The 17,932-nt window shown below is 67.3% G+C and carries 14 protein-coding genes; 8 read left to right on the forward strand and 6 right to left on the reverse strand.

The window, feature by feature from the left end; genetic code table 11:
- Positions 1-33: 33 nt before the first annotated feature.
- Both EPL00_RS12150 and EPL00_RS12155 read left to right on the forward strand, forming a co-directional pair.
- Positions 34-3,204, forward strand: coding sequence for an oligosaccharyl transferase, archaeosortase A system-associated (locus EPL00_RS12150; protein WP_135854435.1), 3,171 nt, complete (start codon positions 34-36; stop codon positions 3,202-3,204).
- Positions 3,205-3,483: 279 nt separating this feature from the next.
- On the forward strand, positions 3,484-4,455 hold the full coding sequence (locus tag EPL00_RS12155; protein WP_135854436.1) for a DUF368 domain-containing protein: 972 nt from the start codon (positions 3,484-3,486) through the stop codon (positions 4,453-4,455).
- Between the two features lie 43 nt (positions 4,456-4,498).
- Here the strand turns inward: EPL00_RS12155 and EPL00_RS12160 are convergent, their stop codons facing one another.
- Complete coding sequence (locus EPL00_RS12160) at positions 4,499-5,143, reverse strand: helix-turn-helix domain-containing protein (RefSeq protein WP_135854437.1); 645 nt, start codon at positions 5,141-5,143, stop codon at positions 4,499-4,501.
- Positions 5,144-5,228: 85 nt separating this feature from the next.
- Here EPL00_RS12160 and EPL00_RS12165 point away from each other — a divergent pair, with 85 nt between their 5' ends.
- A complete protein-coding gene (locus tag EPL00_RS12165) occupies positions 5,229-6,266 on the forward strand; it encodes an NAD-dependent epimerase/dehydratase family protein (protein WP_135854438.1) in 1,038 nt (345 codons plus the stop codon).
- 14 nt (positions 6,267-6,280) lie between these two features.
- Here EPL00_RS12165 and EPL00_RS12170 read toward each other — a convergent pair whose 3' ends face one another.
- Genes EPL00_RS12170 through glpA form a run of 4 tightly spaced genes read right to left on the reverse strand, consistent with a single transcriptional unit; the run spans position 6,281 to position 11,936 of the window.
- Positions 6,281-7,435: a Cdc6/Cdc18 family protein gene (locus tag EPL00_RS12170; protein WP_135854439.1), complete on the reverse strand. Its 1,155-nt coding sequence runs from the start codon at positions 7,433-7,435 to the stop codon at positions 6,281-6,283.
- Between the two features lie 6 nt (positions 7,436-7,441).
- The gene (locus EPL00_RS12175) at positions 7,442-8,812 is read right to left on the reverse strand and encodes an anaerobic glycerol-3-phosphate dehydrogenase subunit C (RefSeq protein ID WP_135854440.1); all 1,371 of its coding nucleotides are present in this window, start codon (positions 8,810-8,812) and stop codon (positions 7,442-7,444) included.
- 6 nt (positions 8,813-8,818) lie between these two features.
- The gene (gene glpB, locus EPL00_RS12180; RefSeq protein WP_135854441.1) at positions 8,819-10,183 is read right to left on the reverse strand and encodes a glycerol-3-phosphate dehydrogenase subunit GlpB; all 1,365 of its coding nucleotides are present in this window, start codon (positions 10,181-10,183) and stop codon (positions 8,819-8,821) included.
- The gene (glpA, locus tag EPL00_RS12185) at positions 10,173-11,936 is read right to left on the reverse strand and encodes an anaerobic glycerol-3-phosphate dehydrogenase subunit GlpA (RefSeq protein WP_135854442.1); all 1,764 of its coding nucleotides are present in this window, start codon (positions 11,934-11,936) and stop codon (positions 10,173-10,175) included. The genes glpB and glpA overlap by 11 nt, the downstream gene beginning before the upstream one ends.
- A gap of 242 nt (positions 11,937-12,178) precedes the next feature.
- On the opposite strand from glpA, the gene glpK reads away from it, so the two are divergent.
- The 5 genes from glpK to EPL00_RS12210 all read left to right on the forward strand — a co-directional run bounded on the left by glpK (position 12,179) and on the right by EPL00_RS12210 (position 17,233).
- Positions 12,179-13,723, forward strand: coding sequence for a glycerol kinase GlpK (glpK, locus tag EPL00_RS12190; protein ID WP_135854443.1), 1,545 nt, complete (start codon positions 12,179-12,181; stop codon positions 13,721-13,723).
- Position 13,724: 1 nt separating this feature from the next.
- A complete protein-coding gene (locus EPL00_RS12195) occupies positions 13,725-14,882 on the forward strand; it encodes a hypothetical protein (protein WP_135854444.1) in 1,158 nt (385 codons plus the stop codon).
- A gap of 160 nt (positions 14,883-15,042) precedes the next feature.
- Positions 15,043-15,435 carry an ArsR/SmtB family transcription factor gene (locus tag EPL00_RS12200; protein WP_135854445.1) on the forward strand — a complete coding sequence of 131 codons (393 nt, stop codon included), beginning with the start codon at positions 15,043-15,045 and terminating at the stop codon, positions 15,433-15,435.
- Positions 15,432-16,484, forward strand: a complete 1,053-nt coding sequence (gene arsB / locus EPL00_RS12205; protein ID WP_135854446.1) for an ACR3 family arsenite efflux transporter — start codon at positions 15,432-15,434, stop codon at positions 16,482-16,484. Before EPL00_RS12200 ends, arsB begins: the two co-directional genes overlap by 4 nt.
- A 74-nt stretch (positions 16,485-16,558) precedes the next feature.
- On the forward strand, positions 16,559-17,233 hold the full coding sequence (locus EPL00_RS12210; protein WP_135854447.1) for an HAD-IIB family hydrolase: 675 nt from the start codon (positions 16,559-16,561) through the stop codon (positions 17,231-17,233).
- Between the two features lie 274 nt (positions 17,234-17,507).
- Here the strand turns inward: EPL00_RS12210 and cutA are convergent, their stop codons facing one another.
- A complete protein-coding gene (gene cutA / locus EPL00_RS12215) occupies positions 17,508-17,837 on the reverse strand; it encodes a divalent-cation tolerance protein CutA (protein ID WP_135854448.1) in 330 nt (109 codons plus the stop codon).
- Positions 17,838-17,932 lie beyond the last annotated feature (95 nt).

Consider the following 17,932-nt stretch of genomic DNA (forward strand, 5'->3'; position numbering starts at 1 on the left):
GGCTTATGCGCGTTTTCGCATTCCTTCAACTCAATGAGCCAGCAGACTGAGCAGGTCGAGGACTCGTCCGATTCCGTCGGGTCGGTCCTCGACTCGTTCGAGGACTGGTATCACGTCCCCGTACTCGCCGCAGCGCTCTCGTTCATGCTGTGGGTGCGACTCCAGTCGTACGACAAGTTCGTCCAGAACGGTGAAGTCCTGTTCGACGGGAACGACGCGTGGTATCACCTCCGGCAGGTACAGTACACGGTGAACAACTGGCCCTCCACGATGCCGTACGACCCGTGGACCTACTTCCCGTTCGGCACCAGCGTCGGCCAGTTCGGCACGCTGTACGACCAACTCGTAGCGACTGCCGCGCTTATCGTCGGCCTCGGCGACCCCTCCCAGCAGACCATCGCGACGACCCTCCTCGTCGCGCCCGCGGTCTTCGGGACGCTCGTGGCAATCCCGACGTATCTCGTCGGCAAGCGGCTCGGCGGCCGCCCCGGCGGGCTGTTCGGGGTCGTCATCCTCGCGCTACTCCCCCGCACGTTCCTCCGGCGTGGACTCGTCGGCTTCGCCGACCACAACATCGCGGAACCGCTGTTTCAGGCGTTCGCCGTGCTGGCGATGATGGTCGCGCTGACCGTCGCCGAGCGCGAGAAACCGGTGTACGAACTCCTCGCCGACGGCGACTTCGAGGCGCTCCGAAGGCCGTTCGGCTACAGCATCCTCGCCGGTATCGCCACCGCGTTCTACCTCTGGACGTGGCCGCCGGGCGTCCTGTTGGTCGGTATCTTCGCGGTCTTCTTCGGACTGAAGCTCACCGCCGACTACGCCCGCGGCGTCAGTCCCGACCATCTCGCGTTCGTCGGCGCGGTTAGCATGACCGTGACGGGGCTCCTCATGCTGGTGCCGCTCGGCACGTTCGACTTCAGCCCGACGAAGTTCTCGCCGCTCCAGCCGCTTCTCGCGTTCGCCGTCGCGTTCGGCTGTGTCTTCATGGCGTGGCTCGCCCGCCAGTGGGACGCACGCGACCTCTCGACGGCGCTCTACCCCGCGACAGTCGGCGGCATCGTCGTCGCGGTGGTCGGCGTCGTCTACGTCGCGCTCCCGTCGCTGTACAGCCTCGTCAGCAACAACCTCGTCCGAATTATCGGGTTCAGCACTGGTGCGAAGACCCGAACCATCGGCGAGGCCCAGCCGTTCCTCTCGCGGACTCAATCGCAGTTCGGCATCGCGTGGTACGACCTCATCATTCAAGAGTACGGTCTGATGCTGTTCACAGCCGTCCTCGCGGCTGTCTGGATGCTCTGGCGGACCTACCAGTCGGACGACGACCGCGCCGAGTACCTCCTCGTGCTGGTGTGGGCCGCGTTCATCACCGCGGCGGCGTTCACGCAGGTCCGGTTCAACTACTATCTGGCGGTGCCGGTCGCGGTGCTGAACGCCTACTTGGTCGGCCAAGTGATTTCGTGGGCGAAGTTCCCGAGCTTCCAGAACGTCGGCGACATCAACGGCACGCAGGTCTTCGCAATTCTGTTCGTCATCCTGCTCGTCGTTCCGGTACTCGTCATGCCCGCCAACCTCGGTACGGCCCGGTATCCCGACACACCGACGGCGATTGAGACCGGACAGGAAAGTCCGGACGACATCACCAAGTGGAAAGGGTCGCTCGACTGGATGGAGAACAGCACGCCCGCGGAGGGCGACTACGGCAACGCGAACAACGCCGACCAACTCGACTACTACGGCACCTTCGACCAGAGCAACAGCGACTACGACTACCCCGAAGGAGCCTACGGCGTGATGTCGTGGTGGGACTACGGCCACTGGATTACGGTCGAAGGCGAGCGCATCCCGAACGCCAACCCGTTCCAAGAGGGTGCCACGACCGCCGCGAACTACCTCCTCGCCCAGAACGAGTCGGAGGCCAATCAGGTCATCGAGACGCTCGGTGCTCCCAACGAGGAGACCCGATACGTGATGGTCGACTGGAAGATGGCCTCGGTGTACTCGAACGCTGGCGGGAAGTTCTTCGCGCCGCCGACGTTCAAGGAGAACGTCTCCCGGTCGGACTTCTACGAACAGGTCTACCGCCAGAGCCAGCGAGGCGGTCTTCAGCCAGCGTTCAACCTGAAGAGCCAGAACTACTACGACAGCCAGTTGGCGCGGCTCTACCTCTATCACGGCAGTCGCGTCGAAGCCCAACCCATCGTCGTGGACTGGCGCGCTCGCCAAGTCCAGACCCGGACCGGTGAGCCCGTAACCATCAAACTCTCCGAGAGCGGTCCGAACTCGACGCTCGTCCGGCGCTTCCAGACGATGGAGCAAGCCGAAGCCTTCGTCGCTAACGACTCGACCTCCCAAATCGGCGGCATCGCGAAGTTCCCGACCGAGACCGTCGAGGCGCTGAACCACTACCGCGTCGTCCACCAGAGCAACGAGTCGGGCGCGAACAACGCGCGGTGGGCACAGCGACTTCGCACGGAGATGCAACTGCTCTTGCAGGGGAACGCGATTCGCAACCCCAACGCCATCTTCCAGACCTCGCCCTCGTGGGTCAAGACCTTCGAGCGGGTCCCCGGCGCGACGGTGACGGGCACCGGCCCGGCCAACACCACGGTCACGGCGTCGGTTCGCATGTCGCCGGTCGGCCGGAACTCGTCGTTCACCTATCAGCAAGAGGCCCAGACCGGCCCGAACGGCGAGTTCACGATGACGCTGCCGTACTCCTCGACGGGCTACGAGAACTGGGGTCCGGAGAACGGATACACTAACGTCAGCGTCCGCGCGACCAGCCCCTACCAGTTCTACACGCCCCAGAACTTCGAGGAGGGCAACGTGACCTTCCACAACGCCACGGCGCAGGTGACCGAAGCGCAGGTCATCGGCGAGAGTGACGAGACCACTACGGTCGAACTGACCGAGGAGTCCGTCTCGCTCCAGCAGAATCAGAACGAATCGACGGCCGGAGGTAACGAGACGGCCCCGAACGGTACGTCCGGTGACGAGACTGCACCCGCGAACGGGACCGCGGACAACGAGACCGCGACGAACACCACCGGCGACTCGACGGCCGGGAACGCGAGCGGCAACTCGTCGAACGCGTCGCAACTGACGCCCGACGACGCACTCCCCGAGCGCGACGAGACCGTCCCGGCGCGCGCCGGACTCGTCGGCGCGTGGGCCGGTGCGCTCGTGGTCGCGGGTCGGAACTGAAAGACTTCTCGCTCTGATTTTCCGGTATCCGCCTCGATTTTGTGGTCGTGCCACCGGTCGATACCGAGCGAACTCCGGCCGCACGGGCGAGTACCGCAACCACGTCGGCACTGCGACCGCGCCGCGGACTATCGTCTGAGACATATCGACGCGTCTTTAGCACAGAATAATATTTCCGGGGGAAACCTATAGCTGTTCGAGACGTACGTGTTAATTAGTCGCACGCCGAGTCCCGAGAAAGCAAACCGTTTTCCGGCCTGTCGTCGTACTCCCGCCTCAATGCGAGAGTGGCTCTCCATCTACCTCAAAGGCGTCTTCATGGGTGCCGCCGACGCCGTGCCCGGCGTCTCCGGCGGGACAATCGCGCTGATAACCGGCATCTACGAGCGACTCGTCGGGGCCATCGCGGCCTTCGACCCGAGCGTGGTGGCCGACCTGCCCCGCGCCTACGACGCAGAGGCCCGCGGGCGCATCGCCGCGATGCTCCGCGAGATGGACGTGGCGTTTCTGTTGGTCCTCGGAACAGGCATCATGACGGCTATCGTCGGCGTGACTGGAGCGGTCGCCAGTATCTCGGACTCGTCGCCCGCGATTCTGTTCGCGTTCTTCTTCGGACTCATCGCCGCGTCGGCGTTCGTCCTCTGGAGCGAGGTCCGTCTCGACACCGGCGGGGAGAAAGCGGCCGCGGTCGTCGGATTAGTCGTCGCGTTCCTGCTCGCCAGCGAATCGACTGCCGCGGCGATTCCGCACTCTCCGCCCGTGCTGTTCGTCGTCGGCGCGATAGCCATCTGCGCGATGATTCTGCCCGGTGTCTCCGGGTCGTTCCTGCTGATCCTGTTCGGGCAGTACATCTTCATGTCGGACACGCTACACGCGTTCATCGGCGAAGCCGTCGGCGTCGTCCGCGGCGGACCGCTCGAACCCGTGGTCGGTCCTACCGTGGCGGTCGTCTCCTTCGTCGCGGGTGCGGCGGTCGGCATCCTCAGTTTCGCCCGTGTGGTGAAATGGTCGCTGTCGAACCACCGCGAGGTGACGCTGACGTTTCTCGTCGCGCTGATGGTCGGTGCGCTTCGGCTTCCGGTCGCCAAGGTCGTCACTGCGGGGGGCGCATGGCCGATGTCGCGCGTGACCGCGGTCCTGTTGGCTGCCGTCGCAGGTGTCGTTTCGGTCCTGCTGGTGGACTACTACACCGACGACCTCGATTACGTCGAGGAGGAACCGACCGCGACGCCCGCGGCGCGCAACGACTGAAAAAACACCGCTTCGCTTCCGCTCGCGTCCGCTTCTCCCGACTCTACTCCTCGAACAGCGCGTGCAGAACCGCCGACTCCGCTTTCCGGAGGTGTTCGGACGCCGTACTCGGCGCGCAGTCGAGTCGCTCGGCTACCTCCTCGTGGGTCGCGGTCCGGGGCACGTCGTAGTAGCCCGCGGCCAGCGCCGCCTCGACGGCCTCGCGCTGTCGCTCGGAGAGCATCGCATCGGGGTCTGCGGTCGGGCCGCCCACGCTGTCTATCACCACGTCTATCTCGTCGGGCGCGCCGTCGTAGAACTGTTGGAGCGTCTCGGCGGTGCCGACGACTTCGAAGGTGACGCCGCCGTCGTCGGTGTGTTCGAGCGTCGAAGTGACGACCGCACCGCCCTCGTGGTAGGCGTCGAACATCCGCCGCTGGAGCGGGGTCGTCTCGGCGCGGACGTGGGCGTAGAACGAATCCGTCCCGACCGACGTGAGGTCGTGGGCCCGCACCGCGGGGGTCCCGTCCAGTTCGGCGGCGAACTCCTCGGCGTCGCCCTCGACGTAGAAGGCGTGAGTCATCGTCTCGCCCGCGTCGTTCCAGTGGACCATCTCGGCGGCCTCGACGTAGTCGCGCTCGGCCAGCATCGTGTGGACCGGGTGGACCTCGGCCTCCGGAGCGTAGAACGTCAGGCGAACCCGGCGCATACGACCGTCCGCGCTCGCCACGCTTATAAAACCACCGCGCAGGTCCGGCAGAACCGCTACCGTCGTCCCGGCCGTCGATTCGAGCATGAACGTCTTCGTCGCAGGCGCGAGCGGCGTCCTCGGCCGACGACTCGTCGCGGAACTCGCCGAGCGCGGCCACGAGGTCGTCGGCCTGACACGGGACGAATCGGGCGATAGAACGGTCCGCGCCGAGGGGGGTGCCCCGCGGCGCGGTGACGTGCTGGACCGCGACTCGCTCCGGGCGGCCGCGGCGGACGCCGACATCGTAGTCCACGCCGCGACCGCCATCCCGACCGACGGCAAGCCGACCGACGCCGACTGGGACCGAAACGACCGCGTTCGCCGGGAGGGCGCGCGGAACCTGACCGCCGTCGCCGAGGAGGTCGGCGCGGACCGCTTCGTCCAGCAGAGCGTCGTCTGGGTCGCTCGCCGACCGGACGGTTCCGAGTTCGACGAGACCGCCGACCCGAACCCCGACCGGTCCACGCGGTCGGCGCTCGACGCCGAGCGAATCGCCGCGGAGGCGGCCGACGACGCCGGGTTCGAGACGACCGTCGTCCGGTGTGGGTTCTTCTACGCCCACGACTCGGCGCACGTCCGGTCGTTCGCCGAGCGGTCGCTCGCCGGACGGATGCCGATAGTCGGCGGCGGATTGCTCGGCCGCGGGGACGCAGAACTCTCCGTCCTGCACGCCGACGACGCGGCGCGCGCGTTCGCGGAGGCGGCGCTCGGAACCGAGACCGGTCTCTACCACGTCGTGGACGACCGACCGGTCACGACCGCCGACTTCCTGCGCGCGCTGGCCGAGCGTCTGGACGCGCCCGACCCGCGCCGGGTTCCGGGGTGGCTGGCCAAACACCTCGTCGGCGAGGAGACCGTTCGACTGCTGACGAGTCCGATGCCCACCACGGCCCGGCGGTTCCGGCGGGACTTCGACTGGGAACCCCGCTATCCGACGTACCGGGAGGGCCTCGACGCGGTAACCGAACGCTGGCGCGAGGACGGGACCCTCCGGGAGACCGCGGAGGGATTCGACTGGTGCGAGCCGGGCGAATCGTCCGATTCTCGGTCGGCGGCGCTCGCCGAGGAGCGTTCGGTCTGAAAACGAGACCCGACCTACTCCGGCCGCGCGTCGCCGTCGAACCGCCGGAACGGGAGCGTCGGGAACTGGGGTTCGGGGCGACTCGGGCGGCGGCCGCTCCCGTCGGTCGCGTCGGTCTCGACGCGTTCGAGGACACCGTGTTCGGCGAGTTCGTACAGGAATCGCTTGACGGTGCCCGCCGAGAGGTCCGACCGGTCGGCGATGGCGCTGGCGGCGTCGTCTATCGGCGGCGTCGGGTCGAGCGCCAGCAGTTCCGAGAGGACCGTCCGGCGGTTCTCGGGCAGGCCGAACACGCGCCCGAGGTGGACGCCCTCGTCGGGCACGTCGTCGATGCCCGCGTCAACGTCGCTGGCGCGGACGCGGTCGGCGTCGTCGGCGTCGGCCAGTTCCGCCGCGTTGGAGACGGCCGCCAGCGCGTCGTGGGCGTCGCCACTGGCCCACTCGGCGACGTGGCGGGCCTGCCCGTGTCTGAGCGCGTTGCTCGTCAGCGCCCGTGAGGCGCGCTCGGTCAGGATGTCCACCAGCGCGTGCTGGCGGTACGCCGGGACGTGGACGGTCGCGGCGTCCCACTCGTCGGGCACCGACCGACCGACGACGACTAATGCCACGTCCTCCTCGACGGGCGCGAGCCACTCGCGGAGTTCCGACGCCGACGGCGAGTTCTCGCTGGCGAGGTGGTCCACCGCGACGACGGCGTTCCGCGTCGGCGACGCGAACTGCTGGACGAACCGCTCGCGGAGCCGTTCGGTCCCGACGCCGCGCCGGGGGACCGACTCGTCAACGAGCGCGTCCAGCAGTCGGTGGTAGAACTGGAACTCGCTGGTCGTCCGGTAGCCGTCGGCGTGGACGAACGCCACGGTGTCGGTCGCGGTTCCGGCGCGCGTGGTCGTGCCGAGTCGCTGTTTGCGGCGGCCGAACTGGTCGTTCAGGTGGGCGAACAGCGCGTTGACCAGCGCCGACTTCCCGGCACCCTTCGGGCCGTAGACCGCGGCGTCGGGCGGGAGTCGCCGGTCGAAGACGGGGTCGAACACGTCCAGCAGGCGTTCGAGAACCGTGTCCCGACCCACCGGTTCGGCGAGGTGGACCGCGGGGTTCAGCGGTCGCCGGTCCACCAGCAGGTCGTCGTCCCGCGTGGCCTGTCGCCGAGCGATGCGTTCTTCCAAGTCCATCCGTCGTCAGTGGCTCCTCTCGCCGACCAGCGCCTCGTCTAACACTTCGAGCGGGTGGCGAATCTCGTAGCCGGTGCCGTGTTCCATCTGCATCGCGCAGGTCGGGCACTCGGTCATGCCCGTCTCCGCGTCGGTCGCTTCCATGTGGTCGAACATCTCCGAGCCGATCTTCATGGATGTTTCGTATTTTTCCTCCTTCCAGCCGTAGGTGCCCGAGATACCGGAACACGAGTCGCCCACGTCCTCGGCGTTCGCGCCAGAGAGTTCGTCGAGGAGTTCGACGGCTTGCCCGGCCAGCCCCTGATTGCGGGCGTGACACGGCGCGTGGTAAGCGAACTCCCCGGCGTCCACTTCGGCCTCGGAGAGTTCGGCCTCCAAGTCCTCGTGGAGGCGCAGATACTCCAGCGCCTCGTAGGTGTGGGCCGCGACGCTGGCGGTCCCCTCGAAGCTGAACAGTTCGGGATACTCTTGGCGGAGCGACATCGAGCAGGAGGTACACGAGGCGATAACGTCGTAGCCCTCCTCGACGAGTCCCGAGAAGTTCTCGACGTTGATTCCGGCCGCGCGCTTGGCGTCTTTCAGCATCCCGTTGGCGAACATCGGGGTGCCCGAACACCGCTGTTTCGGGACGACGACTTCGTAGCCGAAGTGTTCGAAGAGCCGCACCATCGACTTGCCGACCGCCGGGGTGTTGTAGTTCGAGTAACAGCCGTGGAAGTACGCGACCCGCTTCTCGTCGCTCCGGACCTGCGGGCCGCCGCGCTCGTCCCACCACTCCCGGAACGTCTGGTCGGCGAACTCGGGGAACTCGCGTTCCGCGGTGATGCCCAGTAGCTCCTCGTTGACCTTCTGGACCAGCGAGTTGCCCATCAGGAAGTTGGTCAGCCGCGGGACCTTGCTCCCCAACTCGGCCATCGTCCGGTAGTTCGCCAGAATTCGATTGCGAATGTACTCCCGCGAAAGCTTGTCCATCTGGTCTTCGACGTACTCGCCCCGCGCGGTGTTGTGCATCTGGCTCAGGGGCACGTCGGAGGGACACGCCGAGTCACACCGCATGCAGTTCGAACAGGACATTACCGAGTCGTCGATATCGTGGTCGTCCTTGCGCTTGAGCCGCCACTGCTCGGGGCCTTGGAACTTCGGACCGGGGAACTCGTCGTCTACCTCCGCGACCGGACAGTTCGTATCGCAGGTCGAACACTTGTAACAGTCGTCGCTCCCCGGCCGGAGGTCCATGTCCTCGCTCTCGGGGAACACCTGCACCGGCTCGAACTCGTCGTCCGCGACCGTCTCCTCTTCGCGCACATCGTTGGGGTCACTCGCTCCGTCTACGCTACTCGCGTCGTTCGCGTCCGTCGGCTGTTCTGCGTCACTCATAGAAAATCACCTCGTCACCTCACTGGCCGCGCTCCGTCCGGCCGCGACGCCGGTGGCGAGCGAGACGCCGCTCCCGGACTTCTCCGCGGCGAAGTCGTAGCCGCCCAGCACCGCCCCGGCGGCCCGCAGGTTCGCGAACTCCTCGTCTCCCTCCCGGTCGAGGGGTCGCAGGTCGTCGTCGGTCGCCACGCCGAACTGCGCGAAGGGGTGGTCGCCGAAGGCGTCGTCGGCGAACCAGTCGTAGCGGTCCGCCGAGTGGGCCACGTAGCAGTCGAAGATTGGCTCCTCGACGCCCTCGCGGTCCGAGTCGATGCCCTTGCCCACCAACCCGCCGGTCGCCAGCACGAACTGGTCGGCGTGGAACGGAATCGTCGCGCCGTTGCGCTCGACGCGGACCGCGGCGATTCGGTCGTCGGCCGCGCTCGCCGCCGTCTCGTAGTCCACCACCGGGTTCCCCGTAGTGAAGCGTACGCCCGCCTCCCGGCAGGCCGACAGGAGCGCGCCTTCGAGGCGCATCCCCGGCAGGCTCGGCGGTCCCATCGGGACCTCGAAGACGGCCGCGCCGAGTTCGGATTCGAGGTCCGCGCGGACTTCCGCCGGGTCGTGCTGGCCCAAAATCGCGGGGAACCCGACGCGCTCCTCGCCCCGGAGGAGCGGTTTCACGGTCTCCGCGAGCGCCGTGCGAGCGGGTAGTTCGGTCGTGTAGCCGTCTCCCTCGACCGCGACGCGCTCGTTCGCGTCGAGCGCGTCGGCGAGGCGCGTAATCTTGGCGTCCACCCGGAAGTCGCCGGGGAACGAAATCGTCGCTCCCCGCGCGGTGAACGGGACGCCGGTCGATTCGAGGTGGTCGGCGGCCAGCGGCGCGTCGAAGTCCGTGACGGTCTCGAAGCCCACGAGGAGAACACTTCGGTCGTCGCTGGCCAGTCCGGCCGCGGCGGTCGCGGGGTAGCGCGCGGTCGGCTTGACCGACCCGCCGTGGGTCGGGACCAAGGCGTTGCGGTCGGTGTGGCCGCCCCGATAGCGGTCGCCGACCACCTCGTCGAAGAGCGCGAGCGCGTCGCGGACGCCCTCGACGCCGACGGTGCTGTAGGGATGGGAGTCGGGCAGGTCGGGAATCGTCTCGAAGGGGTCGGCGACCGGGCCGTCCTTACTCGACGCCGACGCTTCTTCCGACTCCTCGTCGCTGTCGGCGGCGTCGGCCGCCGACCGGGGCGGGTATCCCAACACGTCCACCAGTCCGCTCGCGCTCCGGAGCGTCGAGTCCTTGTGCGAGAGGAGTCGGACCTCGGCACCGTCGCGGGCGGCCGCGAGCGCGGCGGTCATGCCCGCGATACCGCCGCCGATGACGGTCACGTCGTCCTCAATCGCCATGTCGCCCTCCGTCGGTGACGCCCGTGGCGTCCGCGGTGTCGGTGTCCGCCCGACTCGATGCGCCCGACTCGCCCGCGTCGAACGCGTCGAAGTCGAACGATTCGGTCTCCTCGTCGCGCTGGCCGTCGGCCACCGGGTCGCGGTCCCGGTTCATCGTCGTCGCGTGGAGCGCGTAGTTCAGCGCGGCCTGCGAGAGCTGTTCGCCCCAGAGGGCGTGGCGCTCGCCCTTCCAGCGCTCCTCGAACAGTTCGTCGAGCGCGGCGTAGGCCTTCGGTTCGTCGAACTCGGGGTGGAGTTCGCTGGCCATCCGGTGACAGCAGAACCCGCCCTGACAGTTGCCCATCGAGGCGCGGGTCCGGATGCGGACCGCGTTGAGGTCGGTGCCCGACTGGTCGATGGCGTCCCGCACTTCCGCGCGGGTGACGGCCTCGCAGTCACAGACGACCGGGTTCGGGTCTGCCGACGACAGCACGTCGTCGGCCCTCGACCCGAGACGTTGGGCGCTCCGGCGCGCGACCGGCGAGCGCAGGCCGAAGCGGTCCATCCCGGCGTCCAAGACCGACTCGTCCTCGCTTCCGGGCAGGGGCACGTCGGCGGTACGACACGCCGCGGAGACGCCCAACTGCTCGCAGACGTGGTCGCTTATCTCCTCGGCCATCATCCGGTAGGTGGTGAACTTTCCGCCGACGATGGAAGTGAGTCCGCGCAGGTCGTCGCGGTCCTCGTGGTCCAGCAGGAAGTAATCGCGGGTGATGTCTGTCGGGTCGGCACTGCCGACCTCCGGCGGTTCGTACAGCGGCCGGACGCCCCAGAACGACCGGACCGTCCGGGCCTCTTCGAGGATGGGGACCAGTCGCTTCAACTCGTCTATCATCAAGTCCACTTCCCATCGCTCCTCGGGGTAGTCCTCGGGGTCGGCGACCTCCTCGTCGGTCGTGCCGAGGATGGCCGTCGTCTCGTGGGGCACCACGATGTCGGCGTCGCCCTTCGGCCTGCATCGGTTGATAACGGTGTCCACTTGGCGGCAGTTCATCACGACCATTACGCCCTTAGAGGGTCGGACCTCGATGTCCACGCCCGCCATCTCGCCGATCTGCCCGGCCCACGCGCCGGTCGCGTTGACGACGTAGTCGGCGCGAATCTCTTCGGTCTCCCCCGCCTTCCCGTGGGTGCGCTTGCCGGGACCGCTGTCGTGGCGGACTTTTACGCCGGTCACGCGGTCCGAATCGCCCAGCAGGTCCACGACCTCGGCGTGGGTCTCGATGCGTCCGCCGTGGTTTTCGGCACTGATGGCGTTGGCCACGCAGAGTCGAAACGGGTCGATAGCGCCGTCCGGGACCCGAATTGCGCGCTTCACGTCCTTGGTCAGGTAGGGTTCCTCCTCGCGGGCCTCCTCGGCGCTGAGGACTTCCGCGGGGATGCCACACTCCCGACACCCCTCCAACTTCTCTTCGAAGTACTCGTCGGGGTCGCCCTCCAACTGGACGAACTGGCCGCCGGTCTCCTCGACGCAGTGGCTCGCGATGTCCCGAAGGACGCGGTTCTCCTCGATGCACTCCTCGGCGCTCGCTCGGTCCGAGACCGCGTAGCGACCGCCGCTGTGGAGGAGTCCGTGCATCCGCCCGGTCGTCCCGTGGGTCAAGTTCCCCTTCTCGACGAGCGTCACGTCCACTCCTCGCATCGCCAAGTCCCGTGCGATGCCGGTGCCCGTGGAACCCCCGCCGACGACGAGAACGTCCGTAGTAGCTGTCATTCCTTTTCTCGAAACTCGCACCCACGACACTTTACTTTACCGCCATTCCATATTTCGCGGTAAATGATTTCTCCAACGTCGAATTTGAGCTATTTCTAGACGATGTACTCCGATAGAGAGCGTTTCTGCGAAAGTTTTATAATGAAAGTCAATATTGTTTACCAGTAGAGCGGCACCGTGCGTAAACTACTCACGATGCCGCGAACGCGGTAGTGGTTGACGGTAACTACGGTAACTCATCCATGACTCAGGAAACATACGTCGGCGCGATAGATCAGGGGACGACCGGTACTCGGTTCATGGTCTTCGACCACGGCGGCCAAGTCGTCGCCAACTCCTACGAGACGCACGAACAGATGTACCCCGAACCCGGCTGGGTCGAACACGACCCGGTCGAAATCTGGGAGAACACCAAGTCGGTCGTCCGGTCGGCGCTCGAAGACGCCGGACTGACCGCGGACCAACTCGCGGCCATCGGCGTGACCAACCAGCGCGAGACGACGCTGCTGTGGGACCGGGACACCGGCAAATCGGTCCACAACGCCATCGTCTGGCAGGACCGACGGACGACCGACCGGGTCGAGGAGCTAGAAGAACAAGGAAAGGTAGACGAAATCCGAGCCAAGACCGGTCTCGAAGCCGACGCCTACTTCTCGGCGACCAAAGCCGAGTGGTTGCTGGACAACGCCGACCCCATCAAGACCCAGCGCGCTCGTCCGGCCGACCTGAAGTCGCGGGCGGCCGAGGGCGAAATCATGTTCGGCACCATCGACTCGTGGCTCATCTACAATCTCACCGGGAACCACATCACCGACGTTACCAACGCCTCCCGGACGATGCTGTTCGACATCCACGAGATGGACTGGGACGACGACCTCCTGCGGGAGTTCGACGTACCCGAGGAGTGCCTGCCGGAGGTCCGGCCCTCCAGCGACGAGGACTACTACGGCACGACCGACCCCGACGGGTTCCTCGGCGCGGAGGTTCCGGTCGCGGGCGCGCTCGGCGACCAGCAGGCCGCGCTGTTCGGCCAGACCTGCTTCGACGCGGGCGACGCGAAGAACACCTACGGCACGGGGAGTTTCTTCCTGATGAACACGGGCAACGAGGCGGTGGACAGCGACCACGGCCTGCTCACGACGGTCGGGTTCCAGCGCTCGGGCGAACCCGTCCAGTACGCCCTCGAAGGAGCCATCTTCGTCACGGGCGCGGCCATCGAGTGGCTCGAAGACATGACGCTCATCGAGGACGCCGCCGAGTCCGAGACGCTGGCCCGGAGCGTCGATTCGACCGACGGCGTCTACGTCGTCCCGGCGTTCACCGGTCTCGGCGCACCCCACTGGGACCAGCGCGCTCGGGGCACCATCGTCGGGATGACCCGCGGGACGCGACGCGAACACGTCGTGCGCGCGACGCTCGAATCCATCGCCTACCAGACCCGCGACGTGGCCGAGGCGATGGTCGCCGACAGCGACATCGAGATGGAGAGCCTGAAGGTGGACGGCGGTGCCGTCAAGAACAACTTCCTCTGTCAGCTCCAGTCCGACATCATCGGCACCGAAATCGCCCGCCCCGAGGTGGACGAGACGACCGCGCTCGGCTCGGCCTACGCGGCGGGACTCGCGGTCGGCTACTGGGACGACCCCGACGAACTCCGCAAGAACTGGCGCGTGGACCGCGAGTTCGAACCGGAGATGAACCGCGACGAGGCCGACGAGATGTACGAGCGGTGGGACGACGCCGTCGAGCGCGCGACCGACTGGGCGCGCGACGGGGGGGAAACGTAAGATGGCTTGGGCCGACCTGTGGGCGGTCGAGATGCTACTGGCGGCGTTCGCGGGCGGCGCGTTCGGCGCGGCGCTCGGGGCGCTCCCGGCGTTCATCTTCACCGGTTTCATGGTCATCGCGGGCGAGGCGGCCAACGTCATCGGCAAAACCGTCGCTGGCGCGTCCGACGCGGGCGTGGCGGGCGAACTCGCGGCGGTCGGTATCACCGGCTCAATCGCGTTCGGACCGGTGTTCTCCCCGGCCATCAGCTTCGCCGGCGGTGCGGCCGCGGCCGCCTACGCCGCCAAGAAGGGCTACATGGAGTCGGGCTTCGACTACCACAACGCCAAGGACATCGCGTTCGCGCAGGGCACCAAGCCCGACGTGCTGGCGGTCGGCGGCGCGTTCGGTATCGTCGGCTACTGGCTGACCGTGGCCTCCTCGACGGCCGGAATGCCCTACGACCCAATCGCGATGGGCGTCGTGCTGTCGGCTGTCATCCACCGCGTCGTCCTCGGCTACGACCTCATCGGCGACACCAGCGGCGGCATCCTCAACATGAAGCCGTTCGAGGACGGCGACCGGCGGGTCATCGGCGAGGCCGCGACCGGTGACGGCGACGGCGGGCGGGAACCCGTCGCGGACGGCGGCGAGCCTCGGACCGACGGTGGGACCGCGGAAGGCCGGTTCGTCGTCGAACCGTGGCTTCCCCACCAGTACAAGTGGGCGAACGTGGCGATGATCGGCCTCGTCGTGGGCATCCTCGCGGCGTTCACCGCCTACACTACTGGCAGTCCGTTCCTCGCGTTCGGCATCAGCGCGGCGAGTCTGGTCTTCCTCAACTGCGGCGTCGAAAAGATTCCCGTGACCCACCACATCAGCCTGCCCGCCAGCACCGCGGCGCTGGCGCTGGCTCCGGCCGGAATGGCGGTCTCGACGGCCCCGCCCGCGGAGGTCGCGGCCGCGATTCCGCTCTCCTCGGCGCTCGTGGTCGGCGGGGTCTTCGGCGTCGTCTGCGCGCTCGTCGGCGAACTCGTCCAGCGCATCTTCTACGCACACGCCGACACTCACTTCGACCCGCCTGCCGCGGCCATCGTGGTCGGCACGTTCCTCATCGCCGTGTTGGCCATCGTCGGCGTCTTCCCCCAGAGCGTCTGGGTGCCGACGCTCGGCCTCTGAGCGGTCGAACCGACCGCTCCGGCGGACGTTTCGTCTTTCTTCGGACTTCGACCTCGATTCAGCGTAGTGATGACTCCCCGCGCGGCCCGCCGTCACGTCTGCTATCTGAACGCGAGTTCACACCGCAACGTCTATTTGAATCTCGGCTCAATCTGCCGGTATGACGGACACGACGGACCGACTCCGCCGCCTCCTCGCCGACGACCTCGGCGAGTGTCGCGACGCGGACGTGGACCGACGGCTCTCGGAACTCGATTCGCTCGCCGACGACGCATTCGCGGACGACCCGGCCCGACCGGTGTTCGCCGTCCTCGGCGACGAGACGCGCTACCGACTCGCCCGCGCCCTCGCCACCGCGGACGACGAACTCTGCGTCTGTGAACTCGAACCGCTGGTGGACGTGAGTGAGAGCGCGGTCAGTCACGCGCTCTCGGACCTCGTGGACGCCGGACTCGCCAGTCGCCGGAAAGACGGTAACTGGCGCTACTACGACGCGACCGACCTCGCCGCGGAACTGCTGGCGGTCGCCGACGCCGAGGAGGGCGATACATGAGCGACGACATCGGCCTCCTCGACCGGTATCTCACGGTCTGGATTGGACTGGCGATGCTGGCGGGCGTCGGCCTCGGCTACGCGGTGCCGGGCGTCGCGGACCTCCTGAACGCGGTGACGTTCAACGGGACGAGTCTCCCCATCGCCGTCGGCCTCTTCGTGATGATCTACCCCATCATGGCCGAAATCGACTACGGGCGCATCCCGAAGGTGACCCGAACCGCCCGGAAGGAGATCGGACTGACGCTCGCGTTCAACTGGCTCGTCGCGCCGTTCGTGATGTACGGCCTCGCGGTCTTCTTTCTCGGTGGCCACCCCGAGTTCGTCACCGGTCTCATCATCGTCGGCATCGCGCCGTGTATCGCCATGGTGTTGGTCTGGAACGAACTCGCGGCCGGGAACCAAGAGATGTGTGCGGTCTGCGTCGGGGTCAACAGCCTCCTGCAAATCGTGCTGTTCGTCCCCTACGCCTTCGTGTTCCTGACCGTCTTCCGCGGGACCGGAGTGGACGTTTCCGTCTCGCTCATCGCCCAGACCGTGCTGGTCTTCCTCGGCCTGCCGCTCCTGCTGGGCTATCTCACCCAGCAGGTCGCGTTCCGAACCGTGGGCGAAGCGGCCTACTACGAGCGTATCGTCCCGCGCATCAGTCCGCTCGGACTGCTCGGCCTGCTGTTCACCGTCGTTGTGATGTTCGCGCTCAAAGGCGAGTACATCGTGAACAACCCCGAACAGATCGGTCTCATCGCGGTGCCGCTGTTCGTCTTCTTCGCCGGGATGTGGGCGCTCGCGTACGGCGCGTCCGCCGCGCTCGGGTTCAGCTACGCCGAGGGAATCAGTGTCGCGTTCACGGCCTCCTCGAACAACTTCGAGTTGGCTATCGCGGTCGCCGTCGCGGTGTTCGGCATCACGAGCAACGTCGCGCTCGCCACGGTCGTCGGGCCGCTCATCGAGGTCCCGGTGATGCTCGCGCTCGTCCGCGTCGCGCTGGCGACGCGGGACCGACTCTTCCCTGAAGCACAGGGACTAGGCGACGTGGCCTACTCGGACTGAGAGCGCGTCGCGGCCGAGTCGCTGTCGAACGTCCGAACGACCGCTTTTTGTGGGCCGCGCCCCGACGCTACGGCATGGTTCCGCCGCTCGTCCTCGACATCGACGGCACGATGACCCGGCCCGACGACTCCGTAGACCCGCGATTCTTCGACGTGCTTCCCGAGTGGGACGCGCCGGTCGTCCTCGCCACCGGGAAGGCGTTTCCCTACCCTGTGGCGCTCTGTCACTTCATGTACGTCGAGCAGAACGTCATCGCCGAGAACGGCGGCGTCGTCCTCTCGGGCGAGGAGCTAACGACGAACGGCGACGGCGAGGCCGCGCGCCGGGTCGCCGAGGAGTACGTCGCAGCGGGCCACGACCTCGGGTGGGGTTCGGCCGACCTCACGAACCGGTGGCGAGAGACCGAAATTGCGGTCGCCCGCGACCAACCGCTCGGGCCGCTCGAAGAACTCGCGGCCGAACACGGGCTGGAGGTCGTGGACACGGGCTTCGCGTACCACGTCAAGTCGCCCAGCATCGAGAAGGGCATCGGCCTGAAGTCGGTCGCGAGGCTCCTCGACCGCGACCCCGACGAGTTCGTAGCCATCGGCGATTCGGAGAACGACGTGTCCACCTTCGGCGTCGCTGGCGAGTCCTACGCGGTCGCCAACGCCGACGCCAAGGCCCAACGCGCCGCGGACGTGGTACTGGACGAGTCGTACTCCGAGGGCACGCTCCGCGTGCTGGACGACCTTCGAGAGCGCGCCTGAACGGCGTCGGACTCAGCGAGGCGGCTCGTCTTTTGACTCGGCGCGTGCGGCGCGGGCCTCGTGCCCGCGCCCACCGCGCGAGGGAGCGGCCGCGGATGCGGCCGCGAGGCTGGGGAGGCGTGAGGCGCGCGGCCGCTGTCGCGGTGCGGTGGCGGTCGCGGTGACTCCCGTTTGTTGGCGACAGTTCGCCGTGCGGTCGCGATGCGGTCGGCGTCTGCTGTGCGGTCTCGTCGGGGTCGCCAGTAGCTACCGCTCCGCGACGCTCCGTCGCGTCTTACTCACCGTCCGAATACGGTCCCGCGGAAGCGACCTCCTCGTCGCGCCACGCCGCGAACGAGTCCAGCACGTCGCCCTCCTCGAACCGCTCGATGCAGGGCACGTCGTAGGGGTGTAGCTCCTTGACCCGCGCTTCGAGTCGGTCGTAGCCCGCGTCGGTGGTCTTGGCCAACAGGAGTACCTCGTCGTCCCGGTGGACCTCGCCTTCCCACCGGTAGACCGACGAGCAGGAGACGCTGTTGACGCAGGCCGCGAGGCGCTCCTCGACGAGCGTTTCGGCGATTTGCGATTCCGCTTCGGGTGGTGCCGTGATGTAGACGGTCGGCATGCCTGTCGTTCCGTCGCCGAGACCGTTAAGATTCGGCCATTGGCTCCGTCCTCTCGGATTAGTCGGACTAGTAGTCACGGGGTGGGGCGGCGTAC

It is taken from the genome of Halorussus salinus (genome assembly GCF_004765815.2).
In the GTDB taxonomy this organism is placed as follows: domain Archaea; phylum Halobacteriota; class Halobacteria; order Halobacteriales; family Haladaptataceae; genus Halorussus; species Halorussus salinus.